The organism is Alkalihalobacillus sp. CinArs1 (assembly GCF_947387515.1).
GTDB lineage: Bacteria > Bacillota > Bacilli > Bacillales > Guptibacillaceae > Guptibacillus.
Window position 1 is genome coordinate 944,664 of sequence record NZ_CANDOB010000002.1, and the last position, 16,378, is coordinate 961,041.

Sequence of the window (16,378 nt, forward strand, 5' to 3'; positions counted from 1 at the left end):
ATTTCTAATAATTTCTAAATAATTGAAACATTATGGCATTCTCATTCGTCTATATAGAGGAAAGGAGAATGACGAATGAATCTTCTTTTTTCTTGGAGTTCTGGAAAAGATAGCGCATTAGCTCTTTATGACATCATGACAAATGAAAAGATCCATCTTGATGGCCTGTGGACCACGATCACTGCTCCAAAAGAAATGATCTCTTTTCATGGGGTAACGGTGAATTTACTAAAGAAACAGGCCGAAGCGCTACAACTTCCACTAACGATTACAAATCTACCAGATAATTGTTCAAACAACCAGTATGAAATGATCATGAAGCAATCCTTCGAGCGGTTTATCCTTAGGGGAATCGAAGGGATTGCATACGCTGATCTATATGTAGAAGAGATCCGAAACTATCGGGAACAGCTTTTAAAGAAAAGTGGCCTAATGGGGGTGTTCCCTTTATGGCGAAATTCAACCATAGATACGGCAGAACGTTTTATAGAGAGCGGATTTAAAGCGGTTATCACTACAGTAGATCATACGAAGATCGATCCCATTTGGATAGGGAGACCTTTCGATCACACCTTTCTTTCTAGTTTGTGTGATGAAGTTGATCCTTGCGGTGAAAATGGGGAATTTCATACGTTTGTATATGATGGACCAATCTTTGCAAATGCCGTTTCGTTTTCAATTGAAGGCATGATCGACAACGATCCATACATAACTGCACGACTTCAAGGGGAGTAAGATTAAAAATCAATAAAGAAAGGGGCGGTATCATTGCCAGTACTCGTCTGTTTTGGGGACTGTTTAACAGCAAGGGAAGTTGATGAGAAAGGAAATGAACGGCTTACATCTCTCATAAGAAACGAATTAGAGGAATGGATCGTGATCAATGCTGGTTCTTCTTCAACGACTCGAGAAGGAGTTTCACGATTTCAAACAGATGTATTAAGCTATCAGCCTGATTTTGTCACGATCTTTTTTGGAACACAGGAAGCTTGCATAAATAAGGAAAGTAATCTCCTCGAATATGAGAAAAACATCGGGTATATGCTGAACAATTTGCCGAGAGAGCGCGTCATTCTGATATCGCCTTCACCGATTCGAGCAGAGGAGAACGCTTCTGTGACCAATCATAAGATCGAAGGATACGCAGATAAGATTAAGTCCCTTTCACAAAAGTTTAATACGAAACACATCGATCTATGGTCGATCATGAAAGAACACAAAGCGCAGGAATCCCTGTATGAGAAAGACGGTGTTCAGTTAAACAGGAAAGGATATAAGCTGTTAACGAGTGAACTGTATAAAGCACTAGGCGTTCGATCTTCTTTTAGGAGAGCGCTGAAATTATTTTAACGAAGAAAACCCGGCAGCAGCCGGGTTCTTTTTGCTTTTAAAAGGGTTTGTTGGAAGATTCTTGACTAAGTTCTTGAATGGTTTGTTGGTATGCAGTAAGCTGTTCTTTCTCTGCTGATGTCGATTGATGGAAAGCAGCAGATAAATTGTTTTTGGCTACTTCGATTTGCTGCTGGAGACCTTGTTGACCGCTTGATGCAAGCTGCTCAGCGTTTTCAACGGCTTCTCTAGCAAGTTGAAAGTATCGGTTGCCCATTTACTCACCACCCGATAGACGTTCTTGTTCTACCTTTTTACGTTCCTGACTGCTCATGCTCGTCAGATCACGCGGGTCGTCATGTGCAACCGCTCGATCTGCTCCTGCTCTTGCCATTCTTTGCTTTTGTTTGCTGTTCTTACCCAAAAGAAATCCCTCCCTTTGTCACTAGGATGAGTCCTTTTTGTAGTAATTATGCAGTCATCACCTGCGTGATTTCGTGATATAGAGCATAAAAAAAGACAGCTTTTATAAAAGCTGTCCTGTACGGTGTGAAGATAAGTTAAGACGTTCTTCTAGATAGACCGCGATTCCGTCTTCTTCATTTGTTACGGTGATTTCATTCGCAATATTTTTAAGTTGATCGATTGCATTGCCCATGGCAACACCTGTCCCGGCATATTCGATCATCTCAAGATCGTTATCTTCATCGCCGAATGCGATAACGCGCTCTTGAGGAACATTGAAGTGTTCGGCAAGTCGCTTTAGGCCAACCGCTTTGTTAAGTCCTATGCGTACGATTTCGATCACGTTCCACGGTGCTCCCCAAACACGATGCTCAATTGCTTCTGCATGATGAGTGTGTAACGTTTCTCTAAGCTGTGTGAGCTGCTCATCGTGAGGCAGAATCAGAAGAGACGTTGGATCATGATTTAAGTTCTTAAGAATCTCTCCAGTAACGATGGAGGACTCATTCATTATCATATTTTGAATGATTTGATCATCATGCTGATGAAGATATACATCGTCGATTACTTCTGCCATAATATTTTTCACCTTTATTTCATTGCAAGAAGAAACGATCGAATGCGCAGTCTTGAGATCAAGCGGTGTGTGATACGTACCGAATGATGAATCGAGCGGGTGATGAACAAATGCACCATTAAAGTTAATCATCGGGCTATCGAGTGAAAGCTCATCGTAATAGCGGGCGCTAGCTCGATACGGTCTTCCCGTTGCGATGGCAACGTGATGTCCTTGGTTTCGTGCTTCGCGGATCGCCGCTTTTGAGCGTTCAGAAATGTTTTTCTCTCCGTTTAACAACGTTCCATCAAGATCAATGGCGATAAGATGCGGTTTTGTTGTCATAGAAGCTCCTTTGAAAAGTGTCGTTAGTTTAAGCCTTTCTGGCTATACTGAATATTGTACATCGCTCCAAAACAAGTGTCTAACTATATTACAAAATTTACAATAAATTAAAAAGAAGGGTATGCCTGTTTGAGAATAGAATTACGAGGGTAAACCATTACTAACATTTTATTGGAGGTGCAGTCGATTATGACGAAAAAACAAACGTTACTTCTTTCAAGTATTGCAGCAGCTAGTACAATCGGCATTTCTTCTTACTTATTGAAAGATAAGGAGAAGAGAGCAAAGTTGAAAACGAAAGCCAAAGATATTCGCCATCAAGTATCCAAAAAATTCAGTGATGGTCTTCCTGTTGAAAAAGCAGGAAATCCAACGCCTCCAGATAAAGCATACGATAGTGGAGATAGCAAGATGGTTTATGAAGGGTCCCAGTTTCCTACGCAGTACTACAACAAACTTGAAAACATGAAATCGGTAGAAGAGAGCAACGAAAAGCAACTCAATAAATAAGATTGAACATGCAGGCAAATGCCTGCGTGTTTTTTTTTGAAAATGGAGCAAAAAATTTACTAATACTTTCCTTGAATGGTAGGATTAATAGAGATGAACGATAAAGGGGCTATGTACATGATTACGATACAAAATGAGTTGATGGAAAATATCCCAGTGTTACATATAGTCGATGCGAATCTCTCTAAAGAGAAGCTGCCTCTCGTGATGTTTCAGCACGGTTTTACAAGTGCAAAGGAACACAATCTCCACATTGCATACTTGTTAGCTGAGGAAGGATTCAGGGTCGTACTTCCTGATGCTGTCCATCACGGAGAACGTGAAAAAAACCTCTCAGAAGAAAAGAGGCAGTATGTATTTTGGGATATTGTCATTCAGAGTTTGAATGAACTCGATTACATAAGGCAGCATCTAATTAGCCGAAACCTCGTACAAGAAGAGAGAATCGGTATGTCAGGCACATCCATGGGAGGAATCCTTACCTTTGGTGCTTTGACACAGTACTCCTGGATTAAAGCAGCTGTTTCATTGATGGGATCACCTTCCTATTTTAAGTTAGCAAATGCACAGATTCATTATTTGAAAGAAGAAGGGTTCAGTCTCCCGATTTCTGAAGAAGAGATGAAGAGACAGATCGAAGGACTGCAAGAATATGATCTTTCTCTAAAAGAAGAAACATTGCGTGGTCGCCCTCTATTGATGTGGCATAGTACAGTGGACAAAGTAGTGCCTTACACCCTTACGTATGATTTCTATCATCAAATTAAAACGCATTACGAGGGCAACGAGCAAAACTTAAAGTTTGTAAAAGATGAAACTTCTGGTCATAAAGTTTCGCGCGAAGCTGTGCTCGAATTAGTGGAGTGGTTTAAAACTCATTTGTAGCAATAAGTGCTTTTCGGTTTAAGTTAAAACTCAGTTTGTTATAATAGTATGTGGATGACGTATGAAAGGAGAATGAAGATGGCAGATCAAGCAACGAAAGATAAATTGCTCGAAGCTCTTGAGAACGTAATCGACCCTGAGCTTGGAATCGATATTGTAAATCTAGGTCTCGTCTACGATGTAGATTTAGATGAAGAAGGCAATGCGCACGTTACGATGACGTTGACTGCAATGGGATGCCCACTAGCAGGTACGATTGTCAACGACGTAAAACGTTGTCTTTCAGATGTTGAAGAAGTGAATGACGCAGAGGTTGATATCGTGTGGAATCCACCTTGGACAAAAGACAAAATGTCCCGTTATGCTAAGATTGCACTTGGCATTACGTGATAACATGAAGAAGGAAGAGGGCTCACCCTCTTCCTTTATTTATTCAGTTCTTTCTACAACGACTTCATCGCTGACCATCGTCCACATCGCCGGATCCTCCATGCCGAGTCTCCAAAGCGCTACTCCTTGAATGCCGAGTTGGTCTGCGAGATTAATCTTCGCCCTGATGCTTTCTTCGTTTTCAAACCACACCTCATGCTTATTCCCTTCATCGTCCGTATATGTGAAGTAAGGCGTTTTACGCTCCTCATCAAACTTTAATTCTGCATTATATTTCTTCTTTAATTTCATTGCCATATCATACGTTACATAAGTGCTTTTATCTTTATCAAGATTAAAGTCAAATCCAAATACAGAAACTGCAGCCACGAGTTTTTCAGGAGGAATTCTCGTTTTCGCATACTTCATCACTTTATCCATCCATCCTGCAGTTACCGCAGGTCCAGCAGGACTTCCTGGCCATCCGAATTCGTTATACAGCATAACGATAAATTGGTCAACAGCACTTCCGATCTCCGCATAATCAAACGGGTCAGAGAATGGATTTGCAGGTTCGTCAGATGCGCGTGAAGGTACGCTCGCTGAGAAGAAGTAGCCTTTCTTATTCATCTCCTCTCCAATCGTTTTATAAAGAAGTGAAAGCTTTTCTGAGTCTTCGATGTACACATCTTCAATATCGATGTCAACACCATCAAAGTTATATTTTTCCACAAGCTTTACGAGATTTAGCGCAAAAGCTCTTCTATTTTCTTCGCTGGAAACGAGCTTCTGAACCACTTTTTTACTCGGTTCAGTATCTCCCTTTTTATATAGAAGATTATGAACGACGGGCATGATCTTAATGTTTTGCTCATGAGCGAGCTGCACGAGTTTAGCGATTTCTTTATCTGTGAACTTACCAAACTTTTCTATCTTCGTTGGGTTTTCCTGACTGATTCGAAACAGAAACAGCGCGAGTTGAGATAGGGAAGGCCGATGAGACACAAACGATTTATAAGAAGAAGGAAGCTGAGGACCTTCTTCAAGTGTATAATAGCCTATGATACGAGAGACTGGCTTATCATCGCCATACACTTTAAACTCAACGACACCATCAGAAATCCAACCTTCCGTCCCATCATAAAGCTCAACTTTGTACCAATTGTCACGAATCCCATTAACAGCAAGTCTTGCGCCAGAACGCATTTGAGTAATGACGTTATACCCTTTCCCAGGTCCCGTTCTTACATTTGCACGATCAGTTCGTGTAACAACTTCGGTATACATAGGAATCTTCAACTTTTGGCCAATGGTCAATGAATCCGCTTCAAGGTTATTTAATGTAAGGAGACTTTTCACCGTCGTATTGTATTCGTTCGCAATCTGGTAGAGGCTATCTCCAGCTTTCACCGTATAATCCAATCGGTATGAGCGGCTGCGTCCTTCAGGAATGTCAAGCTGCTGACCAACATAAATAATATTGGTTCGTAGCTGGTTTTCTTGCTTGATTTCGTCGACAGGGACGCTGAATCGATCGGCGATTGTTAAAAGTGTGTCTCCTCTTTGGACTTCATACGGCGTAGAATCTGTAGGAATCCGGAGCATCTGTCCGACGTAAATGATGTTCGAAGGAAGTCCGTTACGTTCTTTAATTTCACTCACGGGCCGATTATGAGAATCAGCAATCGACAACAACGTATCGCCGGGCTTAACCATATAGTGGCTCTCAGGCATATTCATCACTCCTTTCCATTCACATATAAGTAGCATCACTATCACTCTATTCAGTTCGATGGGCAATCATTCAACGTTTATTCCAATGGATGGATGAGTTCTTTGTTACAATGAAATCAATTGATAATAAAGGAGTGGAGATCAAGATGGTTGAAAGAAGAAAACCACTACCAGTACAAGATGCCATAGAAAAAGTCATGGCTTTATCTTACGAAAGTCAAATTGAGACGGTCCCCCTTTCTGAGAGTGACGCAAGGCATCTAGGTGTTGATTTAAAGGCAGATCATGATGTGCCTCCGTTCGATCGCTCTCCCTACGATGGTTTTGCCATTCGAGCTGAGGATACCAATGAAGCGAGTCAGGAAAATCCTGTTCGATTAAAAGTGGTCGAAGAGATCGGTGCAGGAACAGTTGCGAAGAAAACTCTTAATCGTGGCGAAGCAATTCGAATCATGACGGGTGCACCGATACCGAACGGTGCTACAGCAGTGATCATGTTCGAACTCGTTCGTGAAGATGCCCCGTACATTTACATAAAGCGAAACGTTAACAAAGGCGATAACATATCTAAACAAGGTGAAGATGCATCAAAGGGAGAAGTACTTTTAGAACGTGGAACAGTCATATCTCCTGGTGTTAAAGCACTACTCGCTACGTTCGGTTATGCAGACGTACCGGTAGTAAAAAAGCCTGAAGTAGGGATTTATGCAACGGGTACTGAGCTCCTTGATCCGAATGAAGCATTACAGCCTGGAAAAATCAGAAACAGCAACGCCCCGATGGTCGAAGGACAGATCAAAGCTGCAGGCGGGCTACCAACATATTTTGGGGTGCTAGAAGATGACTTTGAGAAATGTTTCTCTTCCGTGAAGAGAGCTCTTGAAGAAGTTGATATTCTTATAACAACAGGCGGAGTATCTGTAGGGGACTATGATTATTTACCGGCTATCTATGAGAAGTTAGGAGCGACGGTTCTCTTTAATAAAGTAGGCATGAGACCCGGCAGCGTAACGACGGTTGCCGAGTGGAACGGGAAAATTTTATTCGGACTATCTGGAAATCCTTCAGCTTGTTTCGTTGGATTCGAACTGTTCGTAAGACCGATTCTTAAGCGAGCACTTCTTTCGAATACACCATACCGTCTAAGAAGCAAAGCAGTGCTACAAAAGGATTTCCCTAAACCGAACCCTTTTACAAGGTTTGTTCGCAGTAAAACAGAAGAAGTAGAAGGAACCGTCCATGTGAAACCAACCGGTTTAGATAAATCCGGTAGCGTCACATCGCTTGCTGAAGCAAACGCGCTTACCGTTCTCCCTGGTGGGACACGAGGGTTTAAAGCAGGAGATGTAGTCGAAATCCTCCATCTTCGTGAGGGAGGATCCAGCCACTCATGAGTGCTGCGATTTTACAAGTCGTTGGGTACCAAAACAGTGGTAAAACGCTTTTTATTGAAACCTTCATTAAAGAAGCAAAGAACCGAGGGCTAAAGATAGGCGTCATCAAACACCACGGTCATGGAAAGCCGGACGTATATGATCGTAAAAAGGACACCGGCCGACACCGACATGCAGGAGCAGTTGTAACAGGTGTAAGTGGAGATGGGCTTTTGTCGATCAATGCTATGAACGAAAAGGAGTGGGAGCTTGAAAAAATCATATCCGTTTATTCTTCTTTTGAGCTCGACCTCATTATGATCGAAGGATACAAACGCCATCACTTTCCACGCGTCGTGATGCTAAGAGACCATCGTGATGATGGATTGCTCGTTGGTTCTATGATAAAAGCTATTGTCACACAGGGGTCGCAATTACCTAACACTCAAAGCTATCACGTGCAAGATATCAATAAATGCATCGATCATTTACTAGAGGAGTTACAAAATGGAGTATTATAAAATCACATCTCAAGAAATCGACGTTAATGAAGTTGTTTCAAGCGTCATTCACCCTGAGTCAGGTGCTGTGAATACGTTTATTGGAACTGTTCGTGAGTTTACTGGTCAAAAACAGACTGTCTCCTTACAATATGAAGCTTATCCATCTATGGCAGAGAAGCAGCTTTGTAGAATAGGGAGTGAAATTTCTGATCGATGGCCTGGTGTAAAAACATCGATCGTCCACCGAACAGGTAAGCTTGCGATTAGCGATATAGCCGTCGTCATCGCCGTCGCTTCTCCACATAGAGCAGAAAGTTATGAAGCGAGTCGGTATGCGATTGAGCGTATAAAAGAAATCGTACCTATTTGGAAGAAAGAATACTGGGTTGATGGGGAAGAGTGGATCGGTGATCAACTCGAACAAACCTCTTATCCAAACGGTCGACCAGAGGAGGAACGGCATGATTAAGGTATTGTTTTTTGCAGATCAACGAGAAAAAGTGGGAAAAGATCAATTGGAGTTTGATGGTGAAGGGATGAACATCCACGCTGTTAAGACCTATTTAGAGGAGAAATACCCTGCTTTAGCACTTGACCGTACAATGACAGCGGTCAACGAGGAATATGAAGAAGAAGAGGAACGTTTAATGGAGAAGAATGACGTCATCGCATTTATTCCTCCAGTTAGCGGAGGATAATAAAAAAACACCCGAACTGGGTGTTTTTTGTTTTAGAAAATAAGTACAAGTGCACCTGCAATAAAACAGTAGATCGCAAAATAAATGAGGTTTCCTCTTGCCATGATATTCATGAACCATTTTAAGGAGAAATAAGAAGCGATTAAGGAAAGCAGGAAAGCGACGATATACGGGATGAGCAGATCATCTAAACGTAGACGCTGGTCGGCTAGAATGTCACCGATACCAAAGACCATCGTTCCTACACTAACCGGAATGAACAACAAGAATGAGAAACGTAATGCAGTCTCTTGCTTCATCCCAACACCCATTGCGGCAACGATCGTTGCTCCAGAGCGGCTGATTCCAGGAATAAGTGCGATTGCTTGAGCGAAACCAACGATGAGTGCATCCTTCAAGTTAAGATCTTGATCGCCTTTTCCTCCACGAAGGTTTCTAATTAACCAGAGCGCAACACCTGTAATCAAGAGAGTGACGCCAACCGTTTTGTAATGACTTAAGTTTTCACCGATCAGGTCACCAAACAGAATTCCGAGTACAGCAGCAGGAATCGTACCGATGACCAAGTACACGATGAACATAAAGTCGTCTTTCGCGGCTTTGTTCTTTGACGTCATGTAACTCAAGCCATTCGTCGTTAACCTTATAAGGTCACGTCGGTAAATGATCAGTACTGCGATGAGAGAAGCGAAGTTCATAAGAACCTCAAAGCTTAACCCCTTTGTTTCTAAGTTGAAATATTCTTTTGCAATAACTAAGTGACCGCTCGAAGAGATTGGAATCGGTTCCGTGAAACCTTGAAGCAGTCCAAGTAATGCGTACTTTAGAAGTACCCACAATTCCATGATTTCTTTCCTCCAATAATTAAACGTCTATCTGACACATGTATCCATTAAACACCAGGCTTTCCAGTTTTGTAAAGACCTTGTTTCTACATAAAAAACTATTCGGTGTTGAATGCTGTTAAAGGGGGCGGTGTGAATAAGAGGAAGGAGGCTGTCAGATGGGTGGAGAAAATCGTCAATATACGCCAGGGCAAAAAGCTCCGAACAATGGGGTATATATTGAAATAGGTGAAACCGGAACGATGGTAAAAGACCCTAAACAGATTGAACTCAAAGCTGGTGAGGCTTTCCCTCAATGTTCGAATCAAAATCGTAAGTGGGCACGTGAGCCAAAACCACACCACTAAAAAAACAAGCGCCAGGCAGGCGCTTGTTTCTATTGTTCAGCTGAATCAGTAATGAGTCCATCACCTAAAACGATCGAAGCTGCTGAGATGATAAGCCCAAAGATAATTGCAGCCGCAAAATTGAATTGGCCGCCCTGCATGGATGCAAGTACGTAGAAGATCATGTTGCTAAGCAGGAATCCCCAAATAATTGCCCAGATATAGCGCACAGTATTTCACCCCATTTGTAAACGTATTCTACCGAACATCATACCATAAAGACAGGCTTTCGACACCTATCAATTTTAACGATTCATGACATAAATAATCCATGAAAGATAGGTTGCAAAGCTCGTCCATAAGAAATACGGAACGAGTAGCCAGCCTGCAAGCTTGTTCTGTCTACCGGCAAGAAAAATCAGAGCTAGGGATGTTAATGCTAAAAACAATGCATCGAGAAATGATGTGAACAGCTGATGCTGTTGAAATTGAAAAAAGCTGAACGCTTGGTTCAATAAATAGTTTATCGATAAGAGGGAAAGGTATTCACTATTTGGTCTTCCAAACCCGTTCGTCTGATAAACGATAGCAACGGAAAGGGAGATAAGACCGAATAATACTGCCCATATTCCACCGATCAATGCTCCGTTTGGTGTCCATTCAGGTTTCGCAAGACTGGTGTACCAATCTGCGTCGTAAGGAAACAGAAACCCCGAAAGGCTAAATAATCCATATGTAGCAAAAAATACTACTACTGTTGATTTTTTCATATTATCACCACCACAAACCTTTTACCCTTTTTGTTGTAATAATAAGCTCTATCATGAATCGATTCGGGGTGGCATACGATGTTGTAAGGGGGCATCGTTTGAAAATAGTGGTTCACTCCATAGAAAAAGACTATAAAATAGGCACATCTCCCTTTCTTCTAAGCTTATCCTGCATAGTGTATACAGAAAGATGTAAAAGGGCGAGGGGAGAGTATGTGTATTCGTAAACGAGTCTATCGATTAGACGGGGAGTGGACGATCGTTCTTGTCCCTGAAAAGCCTAACGGATTCGGCGTGTTCATTTTCGGAGACGTCTCACATTTTGTTGATGCCGATACAAGTTTTTGGCTTCAAAACTATACAAGAGCGAGTATCGTTGAAGAACTCCTGAATGCAGGCTATACCGTTTATACGAGCAATTTATATCGGCGCCACTGGGGTTCAGATAAAGCTGTTAGATTAGCAGAGCGGATTTATAAGCTCGTTCATAAACAGGAAATTTTAAATGGGAAAATTCATATTTTAGCTGAAGGAATGGGAGTGCTTGCAGCAAACGCCTTTCAACATAATAAAAGCAGCCGTATTCGTTCAGCTGCTTACTTGAATCCGTGTTTAAATGTGAAAGATCTCATTTTGCAAGAACAGAAGCACAAATTGTTTTATAAACGATTGATAAAAGAAATCGGTCTTGCATATGGAGTCGAGCGTGAAGATGTATTAGAAACTCTAGATGGGAAAGAAATTGCGATCGCTCGTTGTCCAGTTAAGATATGGCATCATTCCATCAAAAGTCCCTACTCGCTCGAACAGATCAGAAAGTATGAGCAGTTGCAAGAAACTGCTGGCTCTCCAATACAACTAATATTGTTAAGTGATAGTTATCAATCATTGGGTAGAAAGATCGTTCAGTTTTTTCAGTCGGAAGAAAGTAGTCTTTAACCTTACCGTTTTAATGAAGTGATCATCATCGCAGGGTGGTAGTTGTACAGAATGAGGTCCTTCAAGATGTCAGCCGCCACCATATTATAAACGGTTCCATTGCCTCCGTATCCTAGCATGAAATACACGCCCTTGTATTTTGGGTGTTGTCCAATAAATGGCAAACCATCTTTACTAGAGGCAAAGACGGAGCTCCATTCATTGGCGATCGAAGTCTGGATGTTTGGAAACATCGAATGAAGCTTATCTAGCAACTTCGTACTAGTCGTTTCTAGCATATCCTCCTTATTGAATGAGGTATCGAGACCTCCAATCAGAATTCTTCTGTCTGCTGTGGTGCGTAAGTAGTAGTAAGGACGATTGGTTTCCCATATTAAAGAACGATTGTGCCAACCATCAAAGCTTTCAATAGGTTCAGTCGCAATTGTATAAGTGCGCTCAAGTAGAGCGCCTTTTGTTTTTGCAAACTCTTGAGTTGCATAACCTGTTGCATAGATAACGTGTTTCGCTTTGACCTGTCCATATTCTGTCTCAAAATAAAGCTCGTTGTCAGTAAATCTATGTGATAACACTTCCGTGTGTTCGTAAAGATCAACACCTAGATCATGTGAATGGGCTGCAAGAGCATGAGCAAATTTATACGGGTTGACCTCCACTTCATTTTTCGTATAGATGCCACATGGAGCACGAAAGGAATATAGACTCTCAATCGCTCGTTGATCTAAAAAATCCGCAGCAAATCCGTGTTTTTGTAACGCTTCGAACTCATTTTTAAGTTTTTTAGCATGTCGATCAGAACTCGCATAGTAAAGGCTGTCCACCCGATTGAAATCTGCAGGCGATGGTAAGTAGGAATGGTACTTATCGAGTTCGTCAAGGGCTTTTAAGCAAAGTTTATAAAAATAAACGGCTTTCTCTTCTCCGATGGAGTCGATAAGGTCAACAAGAAACTCATCATTCGAAAATTGCAATAAACCTGTGTTAGCAGCAGTACTACCAGAGCCGATTTCATCTTTTTCAAGTAACACTGTCTTCAATTGATAGTCTGAAAGCATGCGAGCCATGATGGTACCCGCAATACCGCCTCCGATGATCAACACATCACATGAGATAGAAGATTTTAGCTTAGGAAAGAGTGTTTTATGCTGTTGTAATGTTGGCCAAAATGGTTTCCCATTGTGAAGGTCCATAGTCCATTTTCCTTCCGTTTTAAGTTGGTTTTCTTAGACTGCGTTCTGATTGTGTCAATTATTCAGGTTTGGAGGATGAGGAATATGAAGAAAGTGCTTATTACCGGTGCACTTGGATTCATTGGGTTTCACTTGAGCGAATTACTGTTAGATGAAGGAATCGAAGTTGTGGCAGTCGATGGAAAGGTCGACGACAGTCGTAAAGTTGAATACAGCGAGAAAGAGCTTTTTTTCGCTAGAAACGCAAACTATACGTTTGTAGACGAACGAATCGACGACGCTTCGCTCGATTCGTTAGTGAGTGAATGCGATGCGGTATTTCATCTGAGTGTTCCTTCTAATATTGAAGGGCAGCGATCTGCTCGAGTTCTTGAAGAAGGTACGTTGATAACAAAAAAACTGCTCTCTGCGTGTTCTGGAAAGCGGCTGATCTACACGTCTTCGTTTGAAGTATTCGGGAGACGCTATGGGAGGATTACAGAACGCACACCTTTGAATCCGTCTACTGTAATAGGAAAGTTAAAGGCAGCTGAAGAAGTCGTCCTTGATTGCTCTGATGAAATCACGATCGTAAAGAAGATACGATTGCCTCTTGTATATGGCCCTTGGCAACGTGATCGTCATGTTTTCCAACATTATTTGCAAACCGGAGCACTGACGAACTCGTTTTTGTTAGAAGGAGAAAGGTTTCATTTTGACGCCCTTTATGTAAAAGACGTATGTGAAGCCCTAGTGAAAGCAGCTGAGAGGAAGGAACGCTCTGAAACATTTAATCTGTCTAGTGGAAGAGAAGGAGAATGGCAAAAAGGAGTCGAATGGTTAATAGGAGATAAAGTGGATGTACGTAAAGGCTCAGTATTAACCTGTACTGTGTCGAATAAGGAAAGTGTCAAGAAGCTCTCGTTCACTAAACTTACCCCGATTGAAAAAGGGCTAGAAGAGCAGCGCAATCACTTTATGAAATTACAGCAGCTTTATCCTGATTATTATTCACAGCAGCTTGAATGAGTAGGAAGGGGCGATCGATATGTTGGAAAAAACGCTAGGAAATTATGATGTTCATGATTCTTCACACGGTATGAAGGCTCTGAAAGAAACGAGAGAGAAATTGCTTTATATGGTTAGTAAAATTGAAGATCAAGAGCTTCATTACCATTATTCAAAGTTCCCAACAGTGGCTGGCTACCTGCTTCACATTGCACAGATCGAACTATGGTGGGTTAAGAATGCTCTGATGGGTGAGGAAGTAACAAAGGATGAGAAGGAACGGTTTTACTTTAAAGAAGAACAGGTGATTACAGCACCAGAGAATAAGGAGCTATCCTGGTTTCTAGCAAGACTCGCAGAAGTGAGAGAGATGAGCCGTAAATTTTATAACAATTTATCGGATGTCGATTACCGGAAGCCTGGTCCTCCGGTTGAAATAAACGGTGAGGTCCATGCTTATTCTCCCGAATGGGTGATCAGCCACCTCATCGATCACGAAGCCTACCATAGAGGACAGGCTGCAATGGTACTTAAGATGGTTTCGGGGCAGCGAGAACAATGGGAGCATTTCAATACACCCTATTTGTCGTTATAATAGAAACGAGCCTAATGAGGCGAAAGAATAATAGGGGTGAATGTATTGGAACAAAACATGAGATTTATGCAGATTGCAATGAAGTATTTTCCAGAGGCGAAGCAGTCTCTTAGCGAACAAGATATCGAGTTAGATCTAGAAAAGATGCAACCGCTGCTCGAACTATTCTTAAAAGCGATGGAAGATGCATACGAGCTAGGAAAGCAGGACGCACAGGAATAAGGGAGAGAGCGAAATGACCAAGAAATCTTACTGGATCTGGTTCATCCCGCTGATTGGACTATTATTGGGGATCTTAATAGGAAGTTTTGGTCTTATGGTCATTTCCGGTGTCCTTTTAGTCGTTACGGTGGGAAGCTTGCTGTTGTATTCTAAATAACATGAAAAGACGTGATGATTCACGTCTTTTCCATTATTTAATAAATAAATTCATGAGAGAACCCATCTGTTTTACCATCGGACTAACTTGTTTGAAGGTGTTCATCACCTGGTTGGCAGAATTAATCATCTTAGGCATATCATAATTTCCATTAGGTTTCTTATACTTATTTAAAAATCCTCCAGGCCCTCCAGGATATCCAGGGTAAGGCGGTGCTCCAGGGAAGCCGGGGTGTCCATGATAACCGGGTGGCCCTTGATATCCAAATTGACTATGGTAACCAGGTTGACTAGGATATGGCGAGCTTCCGGGATACCCAGAAAAATGTTGAGGGGCAGGAGATTGCTGGGAATAGTATGGTTGGTATCCTGGAGCCATAGGTTGTTGAAACGACTGGTAGGGAGCTTGCTGTTGAGGGTAGTACTGATGTTGATACGGCTGTTGATACGGATTATACATCCATAGACCTCCTTCACTCATTCGTTATGTTTATTTTATGTAGCAACTCATGATTGGTGTTGAAACGGTCGAGCAATAGTGTAGACAAATCGGTGAGTTTCAATTAAAATTAGTACCAGCTACTAAAGATTGGTGGTAATCCGGGTTAGAAAATTTCCTATAAAGGAGCAATTAATATGAATGCAGGTTTAATGGGTATTGGCCATTATGTACCAGAACGTATTTTAACGAACCATGATCTAGAAAAGATGGTGGACACATCAGACGAATGGATTCGCACGAGAACAGGAATCGAAGAGCGAAGAATTGCTGATGATAATACGAGTACATCCGATATGGCTTATGAAGCATCTATTAAAGCTCTAGAAGATGCAAATATAAAAGCTGAAGATCTCGATCTTATTCTAGTCGCTACTGTAACACCAGATTTTCCATTCCCTTCTGTAGGCTGCCTCCTGCAAGATAAGCTAGGAGCAACGAAAGCTGCAGCGATGGATGTGAGTGCTGCGTGTGCAGGATTTATGTATGGTATGATTACAGCGTCTCAATTTATTAATAATGACACATATAAGAATATCTTAGTTGTAGGTGTAGAAAAGCTTTCGAAAATCACGAACTGGGAAGACCGTAATACGGCTGTCCTATTCGGTGATGGTGCAGGAGCTGCCGTAATCGGTCCTGTTTCTGAAGGAAGAGGAATTCTATCCTTTGAATTAGGTTCAGATGGTTCAGGTTCAAAGTACTTATATCAAGAACCACAAGGATTTATGGAGATGAACGGAAGAGAAGTATTTAAGTTTGCTGTAAGGCAAATGGGACAATCTGCAGTTAACGTCATTGACAAAGCAGGTCTCACAAAAGCAGACGTCGATTACCTCATTCCGCACCAGGCAAACATCAGAATCATGGAAGCTGCTCGTCAGAAGCTTGAATTACCAGAGGAAAACATGGCGACGACGGTGAAGAAATATGGAAACACGTCTTCTTCAACAATTCCGATCGCACTTTCTGAAGCGATTCAAGAAGGTCGTGTAAAAGATGATGATATCGTCGTTCTCGTTGGATTCGGCGGAGGATTGACCTGGGGTGCTGTAGCACTTAAATTAGGTAAGTAAGTGAAC

General features: G+C 41.8%; 25 protein-coding genes. 16 read left to right on the top strand and 9 right to left on the bottom strand.

Annotation, left to right across the window (positions count from 1 at the left end; all coding sequences use genetic code 11):
• The first annotated feature begins 75 nt into the window (after nucleotides 1–75).
• Both PFZ69_RS13530 and PFZ69_RS13535 read left to right on the top strand, forming a co-directional pair.
• Entirely contained in the window at nucleotides 76–735 is a 660-nt protein-coding gene (locus tag PFZ69_RS13530) for an adenine nucleotide alpha hydrolase (protein ID WP_270181606.1), read from the top strand.
• A gap of 33 nt (nucleotides 736–768) precedes the next feature.
• Nucleotides 769–1,350, top strand: a complete 582-nt coding sequence (locus PFZ69_RS13535; RefSeq protein ID WP_270181607.1) for a GDSL-type esterase/lipase family protein — start codon at nucleotides 769–771, stop codon at nucleotides 1,348–1,350.
• 37 nt (nucleotides 1,351–1,387) lie between these two features.
• Here the strand turns inward: PFZ69_RS13535 and PFZ69_RS13540 are convergent, their stop codons facing one another.
• The 3 genes from PFZ69_RS13540 to PFZ69_RS13550 all read right to left on the bottom strand — a co-directional run bounded on the left by PFZ69_RS13540 (nucleotide 1,388) and on the right by PFZ69_RS13550 (nucleotide 2,695).
• Entirely contained in the window at nucleotides 1,388–1,606 is a 219-nt protein-coding gene (locus PFZ69_RS13540; protein WP_270181608.1) for a DUF3813 domain-containing protein, read from the bottom strand.
• The gene (locus PFZ69_RS13545; protein ID WP_270181609.1) at nucleotides 1,607–1,753 is read right to left on the bottom strand and encodes a hypothetical protein; all 147 of its coding nucleotides are present in this window, start codon (nucleotides 1,751–1,753) and stop codon (nucleotides 1,607–1,609) included.
• Between the two features lie 102 nt (nucleotides 1,754–1,855).
• Nucleotides 1,856–2,695 (bottom strand): Cof-type HAD-IIB family hydrolase, encoded by an 840-nt coding sequence (locus tag PFZ69_RS13550; RefSeq protein WP_270181610.1) that lies wholly within the window; start codon nucleotides 2,693–2,695, stop codon nucleotides 1,856–1,858.
• 189 nt (nucleotides 2,696–2,884) lie between these two features.
• Between PFZ69_RS13550 and PFZ69_RS13555 the strand changes: the two genes are divergently transcribed.
• From PFZ69_RS13555 to PFZ69_RS13565, 3 genes are all read left to right on the top strand, one after another.
• Nucleotides 2,885–3,205, top strand: a complete 321-nt coding sequence (locus tag PFZ69_RS13555; protein ID WP_270181611.1) for a hypothetical protein — start codon at nucleotides 2,885–2,887, stop codon at nucleotides 3,203–3,205.
• Nucleotides 3,206–3,322: 117 nt separating this feature from the next.
• Entirely contained in the window at nucleotides 3,323–4,090 is a 768-nt protein-coding gene (locus PFZ69_RS13560; RefSeq protein ID WP_270182042.1) for an alpha/beta fold hydrolase, read from the top strand.
• Between the two features lie 78 nt (nucleotides 4,091–4,168).
• Complete coding sequence (locus PFZ69_RS13565) at nucleotides 4,169–4,480, top strand: metal-sulfur cluster assembly factor (protein WP_270181612.1); 312 nt, start codon at nucleotides 4,169–4,171, stop codon at nucleotides 4,478–4,480.
• A 39-nt stretch (nucleotides 4,481–4,519) separates the two neighbouring features.
• Here the strand turns inward: PFZ69_RS13565 and PFZ69_RS13570 are convergent, their stop codons facing one another.
• Entirely contained in the window at nucleotides 4,520–6,193 is a 1,674-nt protein-coding gene (locus PFZ69_RS13570; RefSeq protein WP_270181613.1) for a LysM peptidoglycan-binding domain-containing protein, read from the bottom strand.
• 146 nt (nucleotides 6,194–6,339) lie between these two features.
• On the opposite strand from PFZ69_RS13570, the gene PFZ69_RS13575 reads away from it, so the two are divergent.
• Genes PFZ69_RS13575 through moaD form a run of 4 tightly spaced genes read left to right on the top strand, consistent with a single transcriptional unit; the run spans nucleotide 6,340 to nucleotide 8,767 of the window.
• Nucleotides 6,340–7,587: a molybdopterin molybdotransferase MoeA gene (locus PFZ69_RS13575; protein WP_270182043.1), complete on the top strand. Its 1,248-nt coding sequence runs from the start codon at nucleotides 6,340–6,342 to the stop codon at nucleotides 7,585–7,587.
• Nucleotides 7,584–8,087, top strand: a complete 504-nt coding sequence (mobB, locus tag PFZ69_RS13580; RefSeq protein ID WP_270181614.1) for a molybdopterin-guanine dinucleotide biosynthesis protein B — start codon at nucleotides 7,584–7,586, stop codon at nucleotides 8,085–8,087. The genes PFZ69_RS13575 and mobB overlap by 4 nt, the downstream gene beginning before the upstream one ends.
• Nucleotides 8,074–8,538, top strand: a complete 465-nt coding sequence (locus PFZ69_RS13585) for a molybdenum cofactor biosynthesis protein MoaE (RefSeq protein ID WP_270181615.1) — start codon at nucleotides 8,074–8,076, stop codon at nucleotides 8,536–8,538. The genes mobB and PFZ69_RS13585 overlap by 14 nt, the downstream gene beginning before the upstream one ends.
• Nucleotides 8,531–8,767 (top strand): molybdopterin converting factor subunit 1, encoded by a 237-nt coding sequence (gene moaD, locus PFZ69_RS13590; RefSeq protein ID WP_270181616.1) that lies wholly within the window; start codon nucleotides 8,531–8,533, stop codon nucleotides 8,765–8,767. The genes PFZ69_RS13585 and moaD overlap by 8 nt, the downstream gene beginning before the upstream one ends.
• A gap of 32 nt (nucleotides 8,768–8,799) precedes the next feature.
• Here the strand turns inward: moaD and PFZ69_RS13595 are convergent, their stop codons facing one another.
• A complete protein-coding gene (locus PFZ69_RS13595; RefSeq protein WP_270181617.1) occupies nucleotides 8,800–9,612 on the bottom strand; it encodes an undecaprenyl-diphosphate phosphatase in 813 nt (270 codons plus the stop codon).
• Between the two features lie 158 nt (nucleotides 9,613–9,770).
• Here PFZ69_RS13595 and PFZ69_RS13600 point away from each other — a divergent pair, with 158 nt between their 5' ends.
• Nucleotides 9,771–9,959: a YjzC family protein gene (locus PFZ69_RS13600; RefSeq protein WP_270181618.1), complete on the top strand. Its 189-nt coding sequence runs from the start codon at nucleotides 9,771–9,773 to the stop codon at nucleotides 9,957–9,959.
• A gap of 29 nt (nucleotides 9,960–9,988) precedes the next feature.
• On the opposite strand, the gene PFZ69_RS13605 is transcribed toward PFZ69_RS13600, so the two are convergent.
• Nucleotides 9,989–10,168, bottom strand: a complete 180-nt coding sequence (locus tag PFZ69_RS13605; RefSeq protein WP_270181619.1) for a YjzD family protein — start codon at nucleotides 10,166–10,168, stop codon at nucleotides 9,989–9,991.
• Between the two features lie 75 nt (nucleotides 10,169–10,243).
• Nucleotides 10,244–10,708, bottom strand: coding sequence for a TspO/MBR family protein (locus tag PFZ69_RS13610; RefSeq protein WP_270181620.1), 465 nt, complete (start codon nucleotides 10,706–10,708; stop codon nucleotides 10,244–10,246).
• 213 nt (nucleotides 10,709–10,921) lie between these two features.
• On the opposite strand from PFZ69_RS13610, the gene PFZ69_RS13615 reads away from it, so the two are divergent.
• Entirely contained in the window at nucleotides 10,922–11,647 is a 726-nt protein-coding gene (locus PFZ69_RS13615; RefSeq protein ID WP_270181621.1) for a hypothetical protein, read from the top strand.
• Between the two features lie 2 nt (nucleotides 11,648–11,649).
• On the opposite strand, the gene PFZ69_RS13620 is transcribed toward PFZ69_RS13615, so the two are convergent.
• Nucleotides 11,650–12,837: an NAD(P)/FAD-dependent oxidoreductase gene (locus tag PFZ69_RS13620; RefSeq protein ID WP_270181622.1), complete on the bottom strand. Its 1,188-nt coding sequence runs from the start codon at nucleotides 12,835–12,837 to the stop codon at nucleotides 11,650–11,652.
• A gap of 84 nt (nucleotides 12,838–12,921) precedes the next feature.
• Between PFZ69_RS13620 and PFZ69_RS13625 the strand changes: the two genes are divergently transcribed.
• From PFZ69_RS13625 to PFZ69_RS13640, 4 genes are read left to right on the top strand one after another with little or no spacing between them, the layout of a single operon-like run.
• Entirely contained in the window at nucleotides 12,922–13,845 is a 924-nt protein-coding gene (locus PFZ69_RS13625; RefSeq protein ID WP_270181623.1) for an NAD-dependent epimerase/dehydratase family protein, read from the top strand.
• 19 nt (nucleotides 13,846–13,864) lie between these two features.
• Nucleotides 13,865–14,419: a DinB family protein gene (locus PFZ69_RS13630; protein WP_270181624.1), complete on the top strand. Its 555-nt coding sequence runs from the start codon at nucleotides 13,865–13,867 to the stop codon at nucleotides 14,417–14,419.
• Nucleotides 14,420–14,476: 57 nt separating this feature from the next.
• Nucleotides 14,477–14,641: a ComZ family protein gene (locus PFZ69_RS13635; protein WP_270182044.1), complete on the top strand. Its 165-nt coding sequence runs from the start codon at nucleotides 14,477–14,479 to the stop codon at nucleotides 14,639–14,641.
• 13 nt (nucleotides 14,642–14,654) lie between these two features.
• Nucleotides 14,655–14,798 (top strand): hypothetical protein, encoded by a 144-nt coding sequence (locus tag PFZ69_RS13640; RefSeq protein WP_270181625.1) that lies wholly within the window; start codon nucleotides 14,655–14,657, stop codon nucleotides 14,796–14,798.
• Nucleotides 14,799–14,831: 33 nt separating this feature from the next.
• Here the strand turns inward: PFZ69_RS13640 and PFZ69_RS13645 are convergent, their stop codons facing one another.
• Nucleotides 14,832–15,257 (bottom strand): YppG family protein, encoded by a 426-nt coding sequence (locus PFZ69_RS13645; protein WP_270181626.1) that lies wholly within the window; start codon nucleotides 15,255–15,257, stop codon nucleotides 14,832–14,834.
• Nucleotides 15,258–15,433: 176 nt separating this feature from the next.
• Here PFZ69_RS13645 and PFZ69_RS13650 point away from each other — a divergent pair, with 176 nt between their 5' ends.
• Entirely contained in the window at nucleotides 15,434–16,372 is a 939-nt protein-coding gene (locus tag PFZ69_RS13650) for a beta-ketoacyl-ACP synthase III (protein ID WP_270181627.1), read from the top strand.
• Nucleotides 16,373–16,378: the final 6 nt, after the last annotated feature.

Bases quoted from the DNA above. Each gene is read 5' to 3' on its own strand.
- PFZ69_RS13530 (WP_270181606.1), top strand. From the start codon at position 76: ATGAATCTTCTTTTTTCTTGGAGTTCTGGAAAAGATAGCGCATTAGCT.
- PFZ69_RS13540 (WP_270181608.1), bottom strand. From the start codon at position 1,606: ATGGGCAACCGATACTTTCAACTTGCTAGAGAAGCCGTTGAAAACGCT.
- PFZ69_RS13550 (WP_270181610.1), bottom strand. From the start codon at position 2,695: ATGACAACAAAACCGCATCTTATCGCCATTGATCTTGATGGAACGTTG.
- PFZ69_RS13555 (WP_270181611.1), top strand. From the start codon at position 2,885: ATGACGAAAAAACAAACGTTACTTCTTTCAAGTATTGCAGCAGCTAGT.
- PFZ69_RS13560 (WP_270182042.1), top strand. From the start codon at position 3,323: ATGATTACGATACAAAATGAGTTGATGGAAAATATCCCAGTGTTACAT.
- PFZ69_RS13565 (WP_270181612.1), top strand. From the start codon at position 4,169: ATGGCAGATCAAGCAACGAAAGATAAATTGCTCGAAGCTCTTGAGAAC.
- PFZ69_RS13570 (WP_270181613.1), bottom strand. From the start codon at position 6,193: ATGCCTGAGAGCCACTATATGGTTAAGCCCGGCGATACGTTGTTGTCG.
- PFZ69_RS13575 (WP_270182043.1), top strand. From the start codon at position 6,340: ATGGTTGAAAGAAGAAAACCACTACCAGTACAAGATGCCATAGAAAAA.
- mobB (WP_270181614.1), top strand. From the start codon at position 7,584: ATGAGTGCTGCGATTTTACAAGTCGTTGGGTACCAAAACAGTGGTAAA.
- PFZ69_RS13585 (WP_270181615.1), top strand. From the start codon at position 8,074: ATGGAGTATTATAAAATCACATCTCAAGAAATCGACGTTAATGAAGTT.
- moaD (WP_270181616.1), top strand. From the start codon at position 8,531: ATGATTAAGGTATTGTTTTTTGCAGATCAACGAGAAAAAGTGGGAAAA.
- PFZ69_RS13595 (WP_270181617.1), bottom strand. From the start codon at position 9,612: ATGGAATTGTGGGTACTTCTAAAGTACGCATTACTTGGACTGCTTCAA.
- PFZ69_RS13600 (WP_270181618.1), top strand. From the start codon at position 9,771: ATGGGTGGAGAAAATCGTCAATATACGCCAGGGCAAAAAGCTCCGAAC.
- PFZ69_RS13610 (WP_270181620.1), bottom strand. From the start codon at position 10,708: ATGAAAAAATCAACAGTAGTAGTATTTTTTGCTACATATGGATTATTT.
- PFZ69_RS13615 (WP_270181621.1), top strand. From the start codon at position 10,922: ATGTGTATTCGTAAACGAGTCTATCGATTAGACGGGGAGTGGACGATC.
- PFZ69_RS13620 (WP_270181622.1), bottom strand. From the start codon at position 12,837: ATGGACCTTCACAATGGGAAACCATTTTGGCCAACATTACAACAGCAT.
- PFZ69_RS13625 (WP_270181623.1), top strand. From the start codon at position 12,922: ATGAAGAAAGTGCTTATTACCGGTGCACTTGGATTCATTGGGTTTCAC.
- PFZ69_RS13630 (WP_270181624.1), top strand. From the start codon at position 13,865: ATGTTGGAAAAAACGCTAGGAAATTATGATGTTCATGATTCTTCACAC.
- PFZ69_RS13635 (WP_270182044.1), top strand. From the start codon at position 14,477: ATGAGATTTATGCAGATTGCAATGAAGTATTTTCCAGAGGCGAAGCAG.
- PFZ69_RS13640 (WP_270181625.1), top strand. From the start codon at position 14,655: ATGACCAAGAAATCTTACTGGATCTGGTTCATCCCGCTGATTGGACTA.
- PFZ69_RS13645 (WP_270181626.1), bottom strand. From the start codon at position 15,257: ATGTATAATCCGTATCAACAGCCGTATCAACATCAGTACTACCCTCAA.
- PFZ69_RS13650 (WP_270181627.1), top strand. From the start codon at position 15,434: ATGAATGCAGGTTTAATGGGTATTGGCCATTATGTACCAGAACGTATT.